This is a genomic window from Nostoc sp. DedQUE07 (assembly GCF_034530975.2).
Lineage (GTDB): Bacteria > Cyanobacteriota > Cyanobacteriia > Cyanobacteriales > Nostocaceae > Nostoc.
Genome location: NZ_JAVRCC020000001.1, coordinates 65,618 through 83,111, shown reverse-complemented (window position 1 = coordinate 83,111; position 17,494 = coordinate 65,618). Strand labels below are relative to the sequence as shown.

The 17,494-nt window shown below is 41.1% G+C and carries 9 protein-coding genes and 2 tRNA genes; 5 read left to right on the top strand and 6 right to left on the bottom strand.

What is annotated here, in order from left to right; genetic code table 11:
* Positions 1–4 precede the first annotated feature (4 nt).
* A complete protein-coding gene (locus tag RMZ95_RS00285) occupies positions 5–916 on the top strand; it encodes a metallophosphoesterase family protein (RefSeq protein ID WP_322683154.1) in 912 nt (303 codons plus the stop codon).
* A 188-nt stretch (positions 917–1,104) separates the two neighbouring features.
* Here RMZ95_RS00285 and RMZ95_RS00280 read toward each other — a convergent pair whose 3' ends face one another.
* The 5 genes from RMZ95_RS00280 to RMZ95_RS00260 form a co-directional block, all read right to left on the bottom strand.
* Complete coding sequence (locus RMZ95_RS00280) at positions 1,105–1,950, bottom strand: PEP-CTERM sorting domain-containing protein (protein ID WP_322683155.1); 846 nt, start codon at positions 1,948–1,950, stop codon at positions 1,105–1,107.
* Between the two features lie 791 nt (positions 1,951–2,741).
* Positions 2,742–5,798: a hypothetical protein gene (locus RMZ95_RS00275; protein ID WP_322683156.1), complete on the bottom strand. Its 3,057-nt coding sequence runs from the start codon at positions 5,796–5,798 to the stop codon at positions 2,742–2,744.
* 30 nt (positions 5,799–5,828) lie between these two features.
* Positions 5,829–8,576 carry a tubulin-like doman-containing protein gene (locus RMZ95_RS00270; RefSeq protein ID WP_322672553.1) on the bottom strand — a complete coding sequence of 916 codons (2,748 nt, stop codon included), beginning with the start codon at positions 8,574–8,576 and terminating at the stop codon, positions 5,829–5,831.
* A 20-nt stretch (positions 8,577–8,596) separates the two neighbouring features.
* Complete coding sequence (locus tag RMZ95_RS00265) at positions 8,597–10,429, bottom strand: vWA domain-containing protein (protein ID WP_322683157.1); 1,833 nt, start codon at positions 10,427–10,429, stop codon at positions 8,597–8,599.
* 811 nt (positions 10,430–11,240) lie between these two features.
* A complete protein-coding gene (locus RMZ95_RS00260; RefSeq protein ID WP_322683158.1) occupies positions 11,241–14,165 on the bottom strand; it encodes a GAF domain-containing protein in 2,925 nt (974 codons plus the stop codon).
* A gap of 133 nt (positions 14,166–14,298) precedes the next feature.
* Between RMZ95_RS00260 and RMZ95_RS00255 the strand changes: the two genes are divergently transcribed.
* Both RMZ95_RS00255 and RMZ95_RS00250 read left to right on the top strand, forming a co-directional pair.
* On the top strand, positions 14,299–14,673 hold the full coding sequence (locus RMZ95_RS00255; RefSeq protein ID WP_322683159.1) for a hypothetical protein: 375 nt from the start codon (positions 14,299–14,301) through the stop codon (positions 14,671–14,673).
* Between the two features lie 13 nt (positions 14,674–14,686).
* The gene (locus RMZ95_RS00250) at positions 14,687–15,817 is read left to right on the top strand and encodes a quinone-dependent dihydroorotate dehydrogenase (protein ID WP_322683160.1); all 1,131 of its coding nucleotides are present in this window, start codon (positions 14,687–14,689) and stop codon (positions 15,815–15,817) included.
* A 26-nt stretch (positions 15,818–15,843) separates the two neighbouring features.
* Here the strand turns inward: RMZ95_RS00250 and RMZ95_RS00245 are convergent, their stop codons facing one another.
* Positions 15,844–16,581 (bottom strand): hypothetical protein, encoded by a 738-nt coding sequence (locus tag RMZ95_RS00245; protein ID WP_322683161.1) that lies wholly within the window; start codon positions 16,579–16,581, stop codon positions 15,844–15,846.
* Positions 16,582–17,149: 568 nt separating this feature from the next.
* Here RMZ95_RS00245 and RMZ95_RS00240 point away from each other — a divergent pair.
* Positions 17,150–17,279 (top strand) — tRNA-OTHER (locus RMZ95_RS00240).
* A 49-nt stretch (positions 17,280–17,328) separates the two neighbouring features.
* Positions 17,329–17,455, top strand: a tRNA-OTHER gene (locus RMZ95_RS00235).
* Positions 17,456–17,494: the final 39 nt, after the last annotated feature.

The following is a 17,494-nucleotide window of genomic DNA, read 5'->3' as shown; positions in this document are numbered from 1 at the left end:
ACCAATGCAACGCAGAAAATTTATTGAACACGTAGGCTGGACAGGACTCGGTATTGTCTGGGCTGTTGGTGGAAATGGCTTATTAACTGCCTGTCAGGTGGGAGAACCAAATGCTCAAAAATCATCCACGGCTTCACCGTTTTCCTTCGTTCAAATTAGCGATACGCACATCGGTTTCAAAAAACCTGCAAATGAACACGTGACCGATACACTTCAGAAAGCGATCGATGCGATTAATGCCTTACCTACTCCACCAGCCTTTGTCATTCACACCGGAGATATCTCCCATTTGTCTAAACCAGAAGAATTCGATCTGGCCAAACAACTACTTTCTCAATTGAAAGTCCCACTATTTACCCTACCAGGGGAACACGATACGATTGGCGATCGCGGCAAAGCCTACGAGGAAGCTTTTAACCGCAAAGATGTCAAAGAAGGCTTACAGGTTTGGGATCGGGGGGGAATACACTTTGTCTCCTTGACCAATGTGCTGGACTTTGGGATAACCGGTACGGGCAAACTAGGTGAGGCGCAATTGGACTTGCTCTCCAAAGATTTGGCAAACCAGAAACAGGATACACCTCTAGTTGTTTTCAGTCATATTCCTCTATATGACCTTTATCCCAAATGGGGATGGGCAACTGCTGATTCGGCTAAGTTGCTTTCACAGCTATCTCGCTTTGCATCGGTAACAGTGTTAACGGGGCACATCCATCAAGTGATTGAGCATAGCGAGGGCAATATTCGCTTCCACACTGCTGCGGCGACTGCCTATCCCCTCCCGGCTCCAGGTCACGGCGATCAACCTGCTCCCGTCAAGCTCCCCGAAAATAATCTTTTGGCAGTGCTGGGATTCCGCACAGTTGAGGTAATTTCCGGGAAGGATACTAGAGTTGACCAACATGCTCTAAGCTAGAAATATAATTCAACAAATACTAAGAGCGATCGCATTCTGGGCGCTTTCGGATATAGTCCAATACGATTGATTCAGTTAAGAACTATTGGTCTTTGAAGACGCGATTATAGCGTCTCACATCAGGTTTTTGGGCTTAACTGAACCGTATTGTTTGAGCAGTGACAAAAGAAAGTTAAACAGACCTTAAATCAATCCTTATTAATTAACAACGCAACCGAAGAAGCTCTTTTACGCTTGCGTATCGAGACAGCACCAAACATAGTGCAAGTAAACAGCGAACCTAGAATTGTTGAGGGTTCTGGGACAGTATAGACGCTCACCTGATTACTTTTAGATTCTATTAAGGTTAAACGAGTTAACTTATCGAAAGTACGGGAATATTTACCCTTAAAGCTAGTCAAAGCATATTCCTGTGTTCCGCCAAAAGATTTATCAATAGTAGTCTGATTTGAATCAAGAGTTATGTTACTACTCGGTTCAAATACAAAAGCATCATTGTTACCTATAGTTGATAAATTTCCAGAAATCTTGAAAGAGTCTAAAAGATTACCAGTATCGCTGTCGTATAACTGATATAAAAACTCTCCACGAGCATTTGCACGTTCAGTCACGGCATCATCAATGGATGTTTTCAGGTTAAATAAGCCACTGAAATCAAAAGAAAACTCTTTGTCAACTATGAAATCATAACCGATAATCCCAGCAAAGCTTTCCGCCGATCCTGTATAGCCATCACCCTGACCTTGAGCTTGGCTGAAGGACAAATTGGAGGCAGAGTTGTTTGCATCGATATTAAACTTAGCCTCAGCGTTAGCATCAGCAGTTACTTGACCACCTGTGCTAATTGCTGTGGTTACATTATCAGTCAAAGTCCTAACATCTGAAGGGCTAGTACTAAAGTTGTTGATGTTGAATTTTGACTCAGAATATGCAAGGGTAGCAGCTTGGCTCGGTAAGGTTGCCAATATCGAAGTAGCGATCGCTGGAGTAGCCAATGCCAAAAAATGCTTTACAACTTTGGTGTATTTTTTCATACAATTTATGTTTTTATTTTCCGATGTTAAGATTGCAAATTTGTCATGCTTGTCTACTGCCTTACTAATGAGTAAGAACAAATTATAGGCAAGCAGGATGTTCAGCTTGAGAACTTTTCAAGCCATGTTTGTCTTATGTAGAAGAAATCTTCTATTTAAGGACTAATTTTTATTTACCATTTGCACACTTTTATATAAGTAATAACCGTATAAGTAATTTAGTTATTAGACTTGATGTGCGTTCAATTGGTTACATATTTATACTAATCGTGCATCCACTAGTTTCTTGTAAAGGTAGAGTAAAAAAGAGCGTTTTTTAATTGGAATTTACGTAAGGATTCCGTAGGGAGAAGTTCACAAATTCAGTAGGGAGGAGTTCACATAAGTTCATATAAATGATGTTAGTGCCAGAGCATCCTTTGATGAGCAAGCAATTCACTGTAAAATCAAGCAACGATCGCCTGTACCAATTGTCGAAGTCGGATTGGTATCAATGCGGTTTGCTTAAGATGCACAATCCCAAGATTCTCCTTAGTCCCCCTTAAAAAGCTACGGTGTACACGCAAGTCCTAAAAACCTAGCTTGATAAGACTTTTCTCCTTCCCAGTCCGAAACTGGGAATGCATTGATTGAATCTCTGACTCAATATCTGACTGGAGGTATAAGACCTTGCGCCTCTACGTTAGCGGAGTGCCCCGCAGGGATGGGATATTTTTTAACTAGAAGTCCTTTAGGGGCTGGGATTAAGTCTATATTCAATTTCCAGAGAAGTAAAAAAGGTGATTGAATGCCTAATTCAGAGGGTTATAGTCTGAAAGCAGACGATCTAAAAGCTTACGTTCGTATGGATTTAAAGATGAGGCAGATGTTCCGAATTCCTGTAATTTATGGTAAATAAAATCACCTTCAAATGTTTCGATACGTTCTTCTAAGTCTCCATAGAGTTCCTGAAAGGTGAACTCAGTTGCTAAAGCTAAAGTAATTTGTTCTCGGTCTTTACCAAGTGACCGACCGTTAAATTGATAATCACCTTGAGAATTCTGGGATAGTAGCCGAAGAGCGATCGCTAACAGCAAAGTTTGATAAGCTAGTTTTAACTCTCTACCAGAACCAATTTCTTCTGGGATTAAATCAGGAATGTTTTCGTCTTCATCGATTTGTTCGCTCTGAGTCCGTTCATAGCAGTCTCGATAATACTCAATTTGGCTGAGAAAATAAGCCGGAAAGCCCAAGGAACGAGTCAAAATACACAACCGTTGCTCATCTTCAGCTACCAAAGCGGTTAAACTACGACTAAATCGGCTGTAAAACGCAAAAATTTGTTCTTTATCTTTTGCTCCTACCCAGAGGGTAATCTCCCGTTGAGAAGTTGGGTTTAAGTTAGTGTCAATATCTTGAATTCGTAGTAACAAATTAGCGCTATCATAAAGTTGATTCAAACGCAAATTAGCTGTATTGGCGGCAATTAAATCTGATTGCTTTAATACTTCGCCAATAGACAAATTACCCAATTGCTCAAACTGCTGGCGAGCAAAGGGTATAAGTTTATTCTGAAATTCTTCAGCAGAAATTTTCCACGATTGAGAACGGCTAACCTGTTCCTGAGTAAACTTTTCAGTTGGTAATGTGGAAAGAAAACTTTGGTAATAAGTATCAATATCCGCATCAGTTAGAACCGTGAGCCGAGTTTCGGAGAACTTTGTGGTAGCTCGATCGCGTTGAGCAACCAAATTATTGTATATCTCAGAGAAATCGGACAGACTTTGACGTAAGGTTTCAGTTCTTTGTTTAGCTGTTTTAATCAAATAATTTAACGCCTCGACACGGAGATTTTGGGCGTATAAATCGTACTCTAACTTTAATTGTTCGTTATAGCTGCGACGTAATTCGACGGCGGTTGCTTTAATAGTGCTTTCTAACCGTTTAATTTGTTTCTGAACCTTCTGAATGCGATCGCGAATATTAGTGCTGTACTTGAGCCAAACTATACCTAAGTAAGTCAAAATTGATACCGCAGTCCAAAGCAGATAACTAACTAAGTTAGCCCAAAATTTTTGTAAAAATAGCCATAGTGTTGATTGACTGAAAATTCCGGTCAGAACCAGCAAGGCTAATAAAGCACCAGTAACCAAGGTAGGATAAACGATCAAATACTGTGAACGAAAACGGTTTTCTTCCGTTAGCAGTTCATCTAAGTTATCTGTGGCTTTTTCGAGTTGATTTTCAATAGCTGTTAAGTGGTTCTGAGCTACAACGATCGCAGCTTCAGCTTGTTCACGAGCGCGAGTGATCGCCATAAAGCGAATTTGTCGAGCTTTTTCGATTTCGGCATTTAACGCTTGACGATAGTCAGCAACTGCTATTTCTAGCTGTTTCTGAGTTATTTGTAACTCTTGCAGTTGTTCTTCAGATTTTCTTTCAGCTAAACCATCTTGTAATTGTTGTTGCCGCAATTTTAAGGATAGAACTTGGTTGAGCAGCTTTTGAGTCTCTTCTCGATCAATTGTTACCTGCAATCTTGAGTCGAGAAATGCTTCAGCCGCACGTAGTTCTGTAACCAGATTTTGGGATTGATCGCCAATGGCATCCGTTTGCAGTTCCAAATACAAAAAGGTCAATATGTTTAATAGCCTAACTCCTTCATGTAAGCCTCTAGGTGTAGCATCAATATAGCTATTTATGCTGCGATCTAAAAAGCTGGTGAGGTTTCCTTGTAGTTGTTTACAACATTTTTCTAACGTGCGCTTATAAGAAAGTAGCTCTTTATTTTCAAACTGCCGATAAGCACGTTGCAATTCCATCCCATATTCCCGCGCCATGCCAGCATGGATGTCAATACGCGGATTAAAATCTTCCCAAACTGGTTTGCCGTTGTCTCGTTCTAATTGCAGAAAAGCATTACTGAAATCTTCGCTGAGAACAAATCCTTTAGCATCTAATAGGCATTTGCGACTTGCTTCGGGAGTGAATTCTGCCTTCGGTAAAAACTGCTCGATGATAATATCGGCAGCAAAGCCAGCACTCAAACGGTTAATAGTTGTTTCTCCTGCGAAAAACAATTCTCCATAACCAAATGAACTATAAGCGGGTATTTTTCCCCGCACTTTTTGTGCGCCAAGCAATAAGCCGTTGGTTTCCGGTTCCACGGTGAGAAAACCTGCCAAAGCATCAGCATAGCTAGGCAAATTATCCTTCAGTCCCCCAATTCGCTCGTCCATCAGCCAGCAGTTATCAAAAGGTGGTACTTTTTGGGCACCTGTAATTACAACGCCACTGATCATTTTGTAATCTAATTCTTTCAGGAAGGCATAAGCAGCACCGTAATCAGCAGTTGTGGCTTGGGTAAATAACCCTGGTAATAGCAATAAAGCTTCTAAGCTGTAAGGAATATCTGTAAAGTACTTAGAAAATAGCCAACGAATCAAGCGTACTATGTCAAAAACTATTCCCCTAGCAAATTGATTGCTGCCTGAAAGCATCAGATATACTCGATGACTGCTGCTGATTTCTACTCCTTGACGTTTCGCTGCGATCGCTTCTTTGGATTGACTAGCCGTTTTCAATAATTCGATCAGTGCAGTTTGCAGTTCGCCAGTCGCTTCACTGAACTGGGTACGAATTTTGGAAACATAAGCTTGTTTACTATGAGTTTGAGCCAGCTCAAAACTCGTGTCAGCAAACTGATCTAACTCGCCACTAAAGCCAAAAGTTTGACCATCCCAAGTTAAATTATAAGTTTGGATTAAACAGGTTTGATCGGCTGGAAATTTTTGCAGTTGCCGTTTAATGGCTGTACAAAAAGCGGCACTGTGAGGATCGAGTGCAAGTAAAATAGTTGGTTTTGGCATGGGGACACTCTCAGAGTGCAAACTATAGGGCTAAATAATCACATCTAAATCTTCCAGGTAAGCTTCAATTTCCTGGATTTCCATTTCTACCTGTTCTTGAATCTGGGCATCAACCTTGCCTCCCTTTAAAACCTGATTGAGGTGATTGATGTAGTTTTGCAAAGTAGATTTGGCTTTGTCTTGGTCTTCGTGGGTAATCTGCTCAACTTTGTTAGCAATTTCCTTGACTAAAGGCAAGTTACTTTTGAAAGCTTTAAATGCTGATTTGCGATCGCCTCCCAATGGCAAAACTCCGCCCTCTAATCTTTTCGCTTGTTCTGTAGAAACAAAATATTTTTTACTCTGATTGACAACCAATTTATAAGGATCGGGTGCTAGCGCTAATGCAAACCAACGCAACGCCCCACCATCATCTTCTGGAGGAATTAAATTAGCTAAGTTTGTCCAATTGCGATGTAAGTGCTTGAAGACTTTATTCGGATCTAGGTAAGCTGACTCCAGTTCCCTCATTCCGTTGAAAGCAAATAAGGGAACACCGACTTCCACCCGAAACAGCATCACTTTATGGGGTTCGCCTGTCGGTACAAAAGAAGGATTATTATTTCCTTTAGGCAAGCGATTAGAAAGAGGTGGATCGCTAAAAATTGTGTTGTTGCTCTCTACTCCGTAGTAATAAAATTCTGTGATTAAGTGCTGCTGTTGAATGGGAATTTCCGAGACTTCATACTGCCACAGAGGAACTGCAAGTTTGCCAAGTTGTTGCAAATCTTGCCCCGCATCTTCGGGATTGCTATCTGCTAAAACCTGCTCAACAGTCATACTGGTGAGAGGATAGTAAGCTTCATTTACAAATTTCAGAATTTCGTTCTTGACATCTTCAGCTTTTTTCTCAGACCAATTCGTTAAAGTTTGAGACTGTTCTCGATGCCAACGGATAAAATCTTCGCCAGTAACTTTGGGACGTTTCGATTGGATATTGATGCGCTGAATGGTGTGAATAAAGGGATTATCGTTACTTCCTTGACGATTGACCTCGTGATAACTCTGTTCTATATCTCGGTAAACTTTATCTAAGTTGCTGTGTAAACGCTGACACTTTTCTTGGATTTGCTCTACCTTAGCCCGTAGTACACCATACAGTTCAGCCGCTTTATCACACCGTTTCCAATGTAAATAAGTTTTCCACTTTTGGTCAGCCCGTTCTTTGTATCTCTGACAAGCTGCTTGGATCGTGTTTTTATTTGGGAACCAAGTTTCTGCGGCTTCTTTAATTTTTTCTTCCTGAGCTTCTAATTTCAAAGCATTGAAACTGGATTGCGCCTCTTGCGATTTTTGCTGCACACTTTGCTGTAATTCGTCTAATTTTTGGGAAAGTTTGCTCAAAAATTCCAAAACATAAGCTAGCCCATTGGGACGGTTAAGACCGCGTTCCCAGAAAGTTGCGATCGCAGCAGATGCAGTCTGCTCTAAGCGATAAAAACTCAATCCCAGTTCTTGAGCCGTCCGTTGTTCAAATTGATCCAGCTGCCGTTTATAGAGTTCTTTGATTGTCGGTAAAGCTGTGCGATCCTGACGGATTTCGCCAATTCTAAATTCGGGTTTCATCTGTCCGCCGCGATCGCTTTCAGTCAACGCATTCAGGAGAGTAGTCGCTTCTGCTAACTTGCAATCTTCCAAAAAACGGGTGATGTCGCTTTCTAAATCGATTGTTGCGGTAGATGCCATCAACTCATTCTTCAGCAAACTTTGAGCATCTTCTAATTTCATCCGCTCATATTGCTGTACTGGCAGAGTTAGGGTAGCAAAGCCGAAACTACAATAATTGATATTGCGTCCTCGAACTTTTTCACCAGTTGCCAGATAAGCGCGAATATTATCAGCAACGTTAGCAGCGTCTAAACCGATTTGAGAACCAATTTGGATATACAAACCATCTGCAACTAAATTTTGCAAATCGTCTGGACGACCGACTACAGTTCCATTTTTATTAACCCCGTCAATCAAAAATACAGCATCAAAGGGAGGGCGATCGGCTTTGATTTTTTTGGTGCCATAATCAATCTCAATGCTATTAGAGGGTGACAATCCCCAAAAGTGTTCGATTTCCTTGAGAGCGCCATAGGCATTAGACTTCACCAAGTGAGTTTGGGGAATATTGGCAAACACTCTGGGTAAAACAAATACGCCTGTAATATTAGAAAAATTATTCAGATGTTCTCGTGTTAAAAAAGCCGTATCTAAGAATGTGCCACTGCCCGTCCCACCAGCCAAACTGCCAACAATAAAAACTTCGACACCATCCCGGCTGGAAACTTGAAAGTTCTCTGAAAATGCTTGTTTACTAGTGCGAATTTCGCGGACAGTATTGATGGCTTGAGCAATTAAAGCGTCAATATCGCCGACTTTCGCAAATAAGGCGAGCCGTCCCCGGGCCCGAATCTGTCCAGCGCCACTGATTAGGCTGGCTGCGGAAATATCCCTAGGCCACCATTCAGCGATGTGGTCGTTACGTGTTAACGGTAGGGGATTTGCGACAGAAATTGCATAAAGTTCATTAGGTTCTAAGATAACCTTAGTTCCATCAGGTGATTTTTCTCGTTCTTGGATATTTTCAGTAGTATCAATAGAAATAAAACGAATAACTTCTGGAACTGAACCGTAAATATCTATAAATCGCTTTTTAAGTTTGAGTACGACTTCATAACCCGTTCCTCCTAGCCCGATAACAACGGTAGGACGAAAAACAACCGTGGGACGCACAACCGTGGGACTTAACATTCACTTTCCTGTGATATTATTCAAAAGTTTGTCTGCCCACTGCCTGGCTCAGAGGGTCTTTGGTGTTCAATCCAGTTAAATTGCAGTTTAACGTTGCCAATCTGGATGATGTCCTCGTTGAAGAGTTCATCTGTATTTATATTTTTAGTATTGACAAAAATTACACCTTTCAAACACCGCAAATCTATATTCTTTTTGCCTAACCGCCAAACTGTGACTAACTCGGCATCAGAATTTGTCGCAGCAATGGCTGGTACCAAATCACTCAGGCATACTCTACCCTTTTGTAGGTGAGTGAGACTAATCTCTTCGTCTTCCGATGATTGTGGCAGTGGTTCTAGCACTACTAACGCTCCTTCTAAGCGTTTACGGTTGCGGAAATCTTCGACTAATTCCAAGGGGGTTTTGCGTTGAATCAAACAAACTACTATCAGGGCAATTAACAACACCAATAGCAGTAAGAGCAACCAAATAACTATTTTTCGCCATAATTGCATCAAAATATACAGACGGACTTCCGCACTGACAGGAGTAGCAATTGAGCTATCTGGGGTTAGGACTAAAGTGAAAGTGCGATCGCCTGCAAAACTACTATCAGTAATCTGCAACTGCACAGGAATTTTAGTTTCTCCTGGTTGTAAGGATATGGCTGCTGAAGGTTCTGCGATAGAAATGTCTTTGAAATTGCCTTGCAGTTGTAAGCTAGCTGTTCCAGATATATTGCTGCGAACTACAAAAGTTTGGGTTTCAGTAGTTTTCCCTGCTTCTATTGAGCCAAAATCTATCTTTGTCGGTTGTATTTGTAGTTGTGACTGAATGGTTACAGGTAAGTCAATTTTAATTGGTGCGATCGCTTGATCTGTGCTGATTAACACCAAGCGCAAGCTACTAGCGCCCCCCTTTGCCTCCGGTGGTATCTGTAAACGCACAGGAATTACTTTTGCTTGATTAGCAGCTAAGTCGATGGTGCGATCGGGTGAAATTAAGCGAATACCACTTTGCTGAGGGTCTTCTAGTTGCAAACTTACCTTAGCATTAACATTACTTATGCCATTAATATTGAGTGGTTCAGTAGTTGTTCCCGGTAATACGGACGGCAAATTTGTAGTAGGTAAATTTACATTAAGCTTGGGTGTAATCAGCACTGGTCTGATATTTTGAGCCAGTTGATTTAGCTGAACTCCTCCAGGATCTCGCAGTACTTTACCCTTGCCACAAAGCGCTGGATTACTAGCAAAGTCATTTAGTTGCTTTTCGTGTTCTTTTAATCCTAAAGACACAAAAAATATGTAAGGCTTGCATTGTTGTTCACGTAGAAATTGGGTATTACCAGGAATAGAATCAGGATTAGGAATACCACGCACATCTTCTAATCCATCTGTCAGAAATACGATACTCACAGTACGACCAAGAGCGTCAGCACGTTTATTTAACAGAGCAGAATGTTGCAAAGCCTTTTGCACAGCCTTACCTGTATGAGTACGCACACCCTCGGCTTTAAGAGAGCTAATTATTTGCTTGAGTTTACCTCTGTCTGGGTTACTGTTAATAGTGATATCATTAGCATTTAGAGTGACATCTCGATCAAAGCTATAAATAGTCACTGTGTCGCCTAATCTGGCCGTATTAACAAATTCAGTAATAGAATTTTTGACTGGTTCAAAAATATTTTTTGTTCCACCTACACCACGCATAGAAGCAGAAGTATCTACGACTAAAATCCAGTCAATTCCCCCTTTTGGAGTAATCTGAGCAGATGCAGTATATAAGTTAGGAATTGATATTAGAGCCAAAACAATAATGCTTCGGATTGAACCAAATTTAAACCAATGCTTGAAGTATCTAAAGCTCATTGATGATTCCTCCAAGCATATAAATTCTATATTGGTCTTCCTCAAAGCGGTAACTTAAGAGTTGACATTTAATCCTATTGATTATTAGAAATATTTTATAGCATCCATAGAATTCTCTTGTTTGCAAACTAAGAATCCATAAACCGACAGTTAGAATTTGATACACTGATTCCATCTTATTAACTAAAAAATGTATACTCAAGCTAGTATTAGTATTACAACATCAACATAAAAATTAAATTAAATCTGCAAATACAATATGTAATTCCAAAGTTTTATTTTACATTTAATCATTTATGCAAGATATTAAAGATTATTCGAATACTTAGATAGTAATTAAATCCTGAAAAATTAATTTTAAAAAAATTGCAGTTTAATAATATTTCCAATAGAAACAATTAATATCAAACTTGATTTGGCAAAAGCTATCCAGCTAATTATTTTTCTCTGAATAAAATTAATAATAGTGTTTATCGGCATTTTATCAAGTTATATGTTAACCACTATTTTCAAAAATGTCACGTTTTTTCGTAGATATTCAAGTTACTAAAAGCTACCTGTTTAACTCTTGATAGACTCAGTAAATCTATACAAAATAGTTAAGATAATTGCCAATATAATTTTATATTTACGTTTAATTAGCCTTGACAGTGACAAAGACAAATTGTTAAAGCTTGTAGTTATAGCAGTTCTCGTACAAGTAAAGTAATTAACCACAGTGCATTTGTACTACTCTTCCCTGGGGTAATGTGAAGCGCATCTGCGTTTAAATTTCAACACTCAATTCGCCGCGATTTTAGGTAAAGCTGCACTAAGAATCATGAATAGCTAACGGCAACAACAAGCGACTGACTACCCGATTATCTGGTAACTGATAGAAATTCAACTCTCCTCCTAGTTCTTGCATGAGGTTTTGGCAGATCGCCAGATGTAAAGCTGGTGGTTGGTCGAGGTTGGAAGGAACAAGCACATCTTTCGGTGTATTATCATCTAGTTCCGTGAGTAGCTGTGGTTCGATCGCACCGTTATATGTGATTGATAATTCTAAAGATGTCTGATGTTCAGCCCCTCCAGTTGTAGAAGAAGAATATTTTATATCTAAGGGTTTTGACGCATCTAAACGGCGACACCAAATATCAATTCTGCTACCGGTTTGAGAACGGTTACAGGCAGTAACCAATAATTCATGGATTACTAATTCAATTTTGACAATATCACCAGCGATCGCCATTGCAGATTGAGCGCTGGAGGGAGGAACGCCTCTAACTAATGAAGAATTCTTGGGTGCTTCTTGCTCGTCAATTGGTTGTCCCAAACCATGTACCCCAATCCACAGCTTTTGTTGTTTAAGTAAATTTTCGATCCGTTCGAGCGATCGCTTCAGTAAACTGGCTATGGGCATAGTTTCCCAACTAATATGTAGCTGCCAGTGTTCGAGTTTTAGCATTCCACTCATGGAGGTGGCTGTATGGTCTAACTGCCGCAGCAATAGCTGGTAGCGCATCTGAGTCAACTCATTAGCAGGAATGCCCAAATCGTGTATTTGTTTCAGGGAATGGGCCGTTATTCTTTGAATTTCCTCTAGACGACGATGTTTGTACCAGTTGAGTTGTCGTAATTCTTCGGTTGTGGATTCTAAAAGTCGGGTAATTTGCTTTTCGCGACGCCACCAAGCTAATTGAGAAATCAGAGTTGCTGTTGCACTGAGGTTTTGTTCTGACCAGCGACGCTCTTGATAGTCTACTAGCAATACTACACCTGTAGTTTCATAATCAGCAGTTGTACGTAATGCCATTACCAAAATTTGACTTTTTTCTGGAACATTCAACCATTTCCGGGTTTCTGGAGGTAAATTATCCACCTTCAAAGTCAGATAATTTTCTGTAGCAAGCGCCCACTGAATTAAGGCTTCAGCCTGGATAGAAATAGATACATCAGAAAAAATCCCAAATTGGCTATTGTCAATCACTCCAGGAATAATTTCTGCGCGACTTTCACCAGGTGCCCAAGATAGCATTAGCGCTAGGGGACAGCCCAAAATTGAGGCTATTTGTTCGAGTGCTGTAGGTTCTAAATGCTTTTTTTCGACCTCAATGCTGTTCTGGGATTGTGTCAGGATGCGTAAGCATTGCTCAAAAGCCTGGGAAGTTTTTTGCTGCTGGGTAGTGCGGTTATGTAATTGCCACTGACGAACAATTACACCAATCTGTTGACTGACAGCCCACAGCAATTCTTTTTCTAGAGTTGTCCAAGAACGATGGCTTTCATGAGTAATTACCAAAAGTGCTGCTGGTATATGCTCGTGAGTACATTTACAAACAAGCAGCGATCGCACATTATTCTCTAATAACAAGGGTCGCCAGTTAAAAAAGCGTAAATCTTCATCTAAGTTCTCAATTTCCACCGCCTGTGTTAAACCTTGCAAAAGCTGTCCATCTAATTCTTTGAGAGTATGAAGAGTAAATGTCAACGGTCGACGATTTTGGGGCTGACTTTGGTAAGTAAATTGATAATTCTTCTGCTCGGCGTCGTACTGCAACAGCAAAAAGCGGGTAGCACCTAATCGAGCTAAAACTCTTTTAGCACAACTGTGTAAAGTTACCTGAAGGTCATGTTCGCTATAGATACCTTGAGCAACTTGGCTAGTCAGTTGAGCATCTTCTTGAATCTGTTTAATTGTACCTTCCATGCTTTCGGTAGGTACAACTAGAGAAATTAAACCAGCAACACCCTGGACAAAATTTTTGTCTGTGTCTGTCCAGATGCGAGGTTCGTTGCTTTCCACCGCCAGAAAACCGACTAAGTTCTTTTGCCAGAAAATCGGAGCTGCCAGAAGCGATCGCACCTTTAGCCGTTCCAGCAATTTAGCCGTAAAATGGCTTTTTAAAGAACTGCGGGCATCACCAATGGAGACTATCTGGTTAACTGCCAAAGCATAATAAAAATCGCTTAAGTCCTGTACAGTCATTCCTGCTGCTTGCTGACTGCTAGAATTGCGATCCATTTTGACCAGCTGATTGCTCATTCGACACCAAAAGTAGCGCCCTTCGCGCTCAAACCAGTAAACATTTGTCCGGCTGGGGGAGACAAATTTATGAGTTGCTTGCACCGCTGCTTCAAGTCTTTGATTCAGGTTACTGAGGCTGCGTAAATTTTCTAGCAATTCTAATAATGGCTCGTCAGTTCGCCTGGTTTGCTTTTGGTGCTTATGCATCTCATTTTGATAAAGCACTGCCCCCAGTTCACCTAAAACCATCATCAAACGTGCTTTTGTTTCTCCTGTCAGTAGGTAGCCCCAGCGTTCTGAACCCAGTAATACCAAGCCCAAGCAACGGTCTTTGTAGCGAACCGGTAAAATAATCGTTCCTTGGATGTGGAATTTTTCGGCAATTTTTCGCCATTCGGCAGCACGGATTTCAGTTTGCAAATCAGCTACGCCTAAAGGATGTTGTTCAATTACTACTTGCTCTAATAAATCCCCAGGGCTGAGAACAACTCTTTGGCGTAAAAAGCTCATGTCGCGATCGGGTGTGATGCCTCCTTTGCCAAATAATATGTGATTCAGGCGATCGTAAAGAGCAATCCAAATCAGTTTGTAGTCAAACTCTTCCTTGAGATAAGAAATAGTAGTTTCAATCAGAACGTCAACATCATCTTCTTCTCTGAGACTCTGGAGGACGCGCCCCAAAGAGAGGATTTGCTGTTCGGCGGCTATAGGTTTTTGTGGCTGCCCCATCTGATTTCTTGGTTAACATAACTTGTAATATATAAGATGCCCAGAAAAGCACCTTGACTAATATCGCCACAGGTGTTTGCTGAAAGTTATAGCTAACAGGTAGCTGAAAGTTACATTATGGAGTGCGAAGGAAATGGGTGAATCTGCGTCCGATGCTCAAGAAGAGCAGCGACAAGTCTCAGAGGAAAAACGAGAGTCTGCTGAAGATAGCAGGCTCTTGCAAGAGAAGGAGCGAGAGTCTGCTGAAGATGTCAGGTTATCACAAGAGGAGCAGCGACAGCTTGCTGAAGAAATGAGAAATTCTGCTGAAGAAACCCGATCCCTTGCTGAAGAAGTCAGGAAAACTGCTGAAAAAATGCGGCGATCTAAAGAAGAACTCCGACAAAGTAAAGAGGAAGCGCGGCAGTATAAAGAGGAACTCCGACAAGCTAGAGAAGAACTCCAGCAAGCTAGAGAGGAACTCCGACAAGCTAGAGAGGAAGCGCAGCAGTCTATCGAATTCGCGTAGTGTAAAGATTGAAATGGATATTTATCAACTTGCTATTCGTCCGCTTTTGTTCAATGTGGTAAAAACCGATTCGGAGTGGTTACACCAGCAGACAATTCGCAGTTTTAGCTGGCTATCAAAAACCCCTGCTAGTTGGGCAAACCAACGCTTACAAAAATCTTTATGTTTGTACGATTCGCGTCTAGAACAAAATTTGTTTGGGCTAAACTTCCCAAATCCCGTAGGGTTAGCGGCTGGCTTCGATAAGGATGGAGTCGCTGCGGGCATTTGGCCTAACCTGGGTTTTGGCTTTGCAGAACTAGGAACTGTAACTTTTCACGCACAACCAGGAAATCCGCACCCTCGTTTGTTTCGCCTACCGTTGGATAAAGCTGCTCTCAATCGAATGGGCTTTAATAACAGTGGTGCAGTAGCAATGGCGGCACGTTTGGCACAAGAAAAGCATGAGCTTACCCGATCGATACCCATAGGGATAAATTTGGGTAAATCTAAGATAACTCCCTTAGAAGCAGCCGCACAGGATTATCTCGATAGTTTTCGTTTACTCAAGAATTTGGGAGACTATTTTGTTGTTAATGTCTCTTCTCCCAATACACCAGGGTTACGATCGCTCCAAGATGCTTCTATGCTCAGTGCCATCTTAGATTTATTACAACAAGAAAATACCACACATAAACCAATTTTTGTCAAGATTGCGCCAGATTTAGATTGGGTTGCGATCGCTGACATCATAACTCTTGCTAAAACTTACCAACTGGCGGGAATTATCGCCACTAATACAACCATCAGCCGTGATGGACTGAAAACCCAAGTAATTGACCAAACTGGCAAATCACCCCAGGAAGAAGCCGGCGGAATTAGCGGTGAACCATTGCGCGATCGCTCCACTGAGGTAATTCGTTTTATTTGGCAGCAAACTCAAGGAGAAATCCCAATTATTGGTGTTGGTGGTATTTTTTCTGCTGAAGATGCTTGGGAAAAAATTACTGCTGGTGCTAGCTTGATTCAGGTTTATACAGGCTGGATTTACGAAGGGCCAATGATGGTACGCCGAATTCTAGCTGGTTTACTTTCCAAGCTAGAACAAAGCGGATTAAATTCCATCAACGAAGCTGTGGGTTTACAAGTAAAAAGTAAAAAGTAAAGCTTTAAAGTTCTTTCTTTTACCTTTTAACTTTTGCCTTGTTCTTCTGACTCCACTGGAAAAAACTCTTTAGTTTTTTCTGAGAATGACCAGGCAATACCATCAGGGTCTTTGCTGCGGCTCCACTCAGGAAACTCTGGATCGTTTCGCCGTTTATAAACCGTGCTGGAATAGACATTGAGCCGTTTCGCAAGTTCAGATTGAATTAGAGAGCCAAAAATTAACTGTTTTTCCAGCGATCGTTTAACTTCCTCATCTGTTGGCTGTGGAAGTGATTCGGTTTCTGGTTCTTCCTCCTGCGGGGTTGGTGGTGGTGCTAATAGCGATCGCGCTGTTTTAGTAACTGGTTGAGCTGGAAATTCTTTAACAGGCTCACTACTGTCAAGAATATTGCCGAGAATGCTGGCAGTTATAAAGTAATAAGACTCCCCTGCATCTTCAGAGTTGACTATACTAGCTCCAAATTCCGAGGCTTTACTATCCAAGTAGCGTTTTGCCGTTGTTCCAGGAAAATTGCCCTTGATTGCCAAGTCCATTGGCGTCAGTCTGCCCTGATTTTCACGAACCAATTGATGAAAAATTGGGTTAACTCGATAAGTCCACTGTTGCCATTGATATTCCTGCCAAAGCTTGAAGGCAATTACTAGCACAATTACCGCCAGTAAAATTCTCCAGGTAGTAACTAGGAAAATAATCAAAAACGAGATGGGCAAAAGTAGAACGAGAAAAGCCTTGCCGTTACCTTCTATGGGTTTCTCACTCATGCCGATTTTTGCCAAGTGAATTTTGGGAAATAATATTATTATATTGGCAAAAATTGAGACACTTTTTTGTATCGTTTGGCAAAGTTGCGGCAAAATTTTCGGCAAAAGCTTTATTCAGTAAGTGTTATAAGCTTATTAACTTTTTGCTCATATAAGATTGGTCTGCGATGCCTACGGTGGTCACTGAGCCTTGCCGAAGTGCGGTAAACTACGCGCAAAAGTTTTTACCAGAAAAAAGAAGGGGGTTGAGATGTATGGCGATCGTAATACATATCAGCTTTTCTTTCCAAAGCAATAATTCTAAATTAGCTTGTCAGACCCTTGACAACAAATAATACGTATACTACATTAATAATACAAGTCAACTTTCATGAGGGAGTTAGCTTTCACCAGTAGCGAATAGCTCAAATGGCAGAGCGCCCACCTTGCCTGGAAGGGCCGACGTATCGAGGGTTATCGCATATAACTAAAACACCCCCGATCAAACTTCTGGAGGTGTAGGTAAAAATCCTACTTCGTTACAGCAAATTTAATGCTGAATTTTGAATTTTGAATTTTGAATTTTCATGTGGTGGGTAGCTCAGTGGATAGAGCGCCTAAATATCCTTATTCACACCTTGCCTGAAAAGGCCGACGAATTGAGGGTTATCGCCTGCCAAGCGGGAGGTCGCGGGTTCAATTCCCGCTCCACTACACCAAATCTAGTCCTGAATTTTGAATTTTGAATTTTGAATTTTGAATTTTCATGTGGCGGGTAGCTCAGAGGTAGAGCGCTAAACATCCTTGTTCACCCCTTGCCTGCAAAGGCCGACGAATTAGGGTTATCGATTAGGGTTCGAGAGGTCGCAGGTTCAAATCCTGCTCCGCTACACCAAATAATTTTGATAAATTTAAAATCCAAAATCGCTCGACT

Bases quoted from the DNA above. Each gene is read 5' to 3' on its own strand.
- RMZ95_RS00285 (WP_322683154.1), top strand. From the start codon at position 5: ATGCAACGCAGAAAATTTATTGAACACGTAGGCTGGACAGGACTCGGT.
- RMZ95_RS00280 (WP_322683155.1), bottom strand. From the start codon at position 1,950: ATGAAAAAATACACCAAAGTTGTAAAGCATTTTTTGGCATTGGCTACT.
- RMZ95_RS00275 (WP_322683156.1), bottom strand. From the start codon at position 5,798: ATGCCAAAACCAACTATTTTACTTGCACTCGATCCTCACAGTGCCGCT.
- RMZ95_RS00270 (WP_322672553.1), bottom strand. From the start codon at position 8,576: ATGTTAAGTCCCACGGTTGTGCGTCCCACGGTTGTTTTTCGTCCTACC.
- RMZ95_RS00265 (WP_322683157.1), bottom strand. From the start codon at position 10,429: ATGAGCTTTAGATACTTCAAGCATTGGTTTAAATTTGGTTCAATCCGA.
- RMZ95_RS00260 (WP_322683158.1), bottom strand. From the start codon at position 14,165: ATGGGGCAGCCACAAAAACCTATAGCCGCCGAACAGCAAATCCTCTCT.
- RMZ95_RS00255 (WP_322683159.1), top strand. From the start codon at position 14,299: ATGGGTGAATCTGCGTCCGATGCTCAAGAAGAGCAGCGACAAGTCTCA.
- RMZ95_RS00250 (WP_322683160.1), top strand. From the start codon at position 14,687: ATGGATATTTATCAACTTGCTATTCGTCCGCTTTTGTTCAATGTGGTA.
- RMZ95_RS00245 (WP_322683161.1), bottom strand. From the start codon at position 16,581: ATGAGTGAGAAACCCATAGAAGGTAACGGCAAGGCTTTTCTCGTTCTA.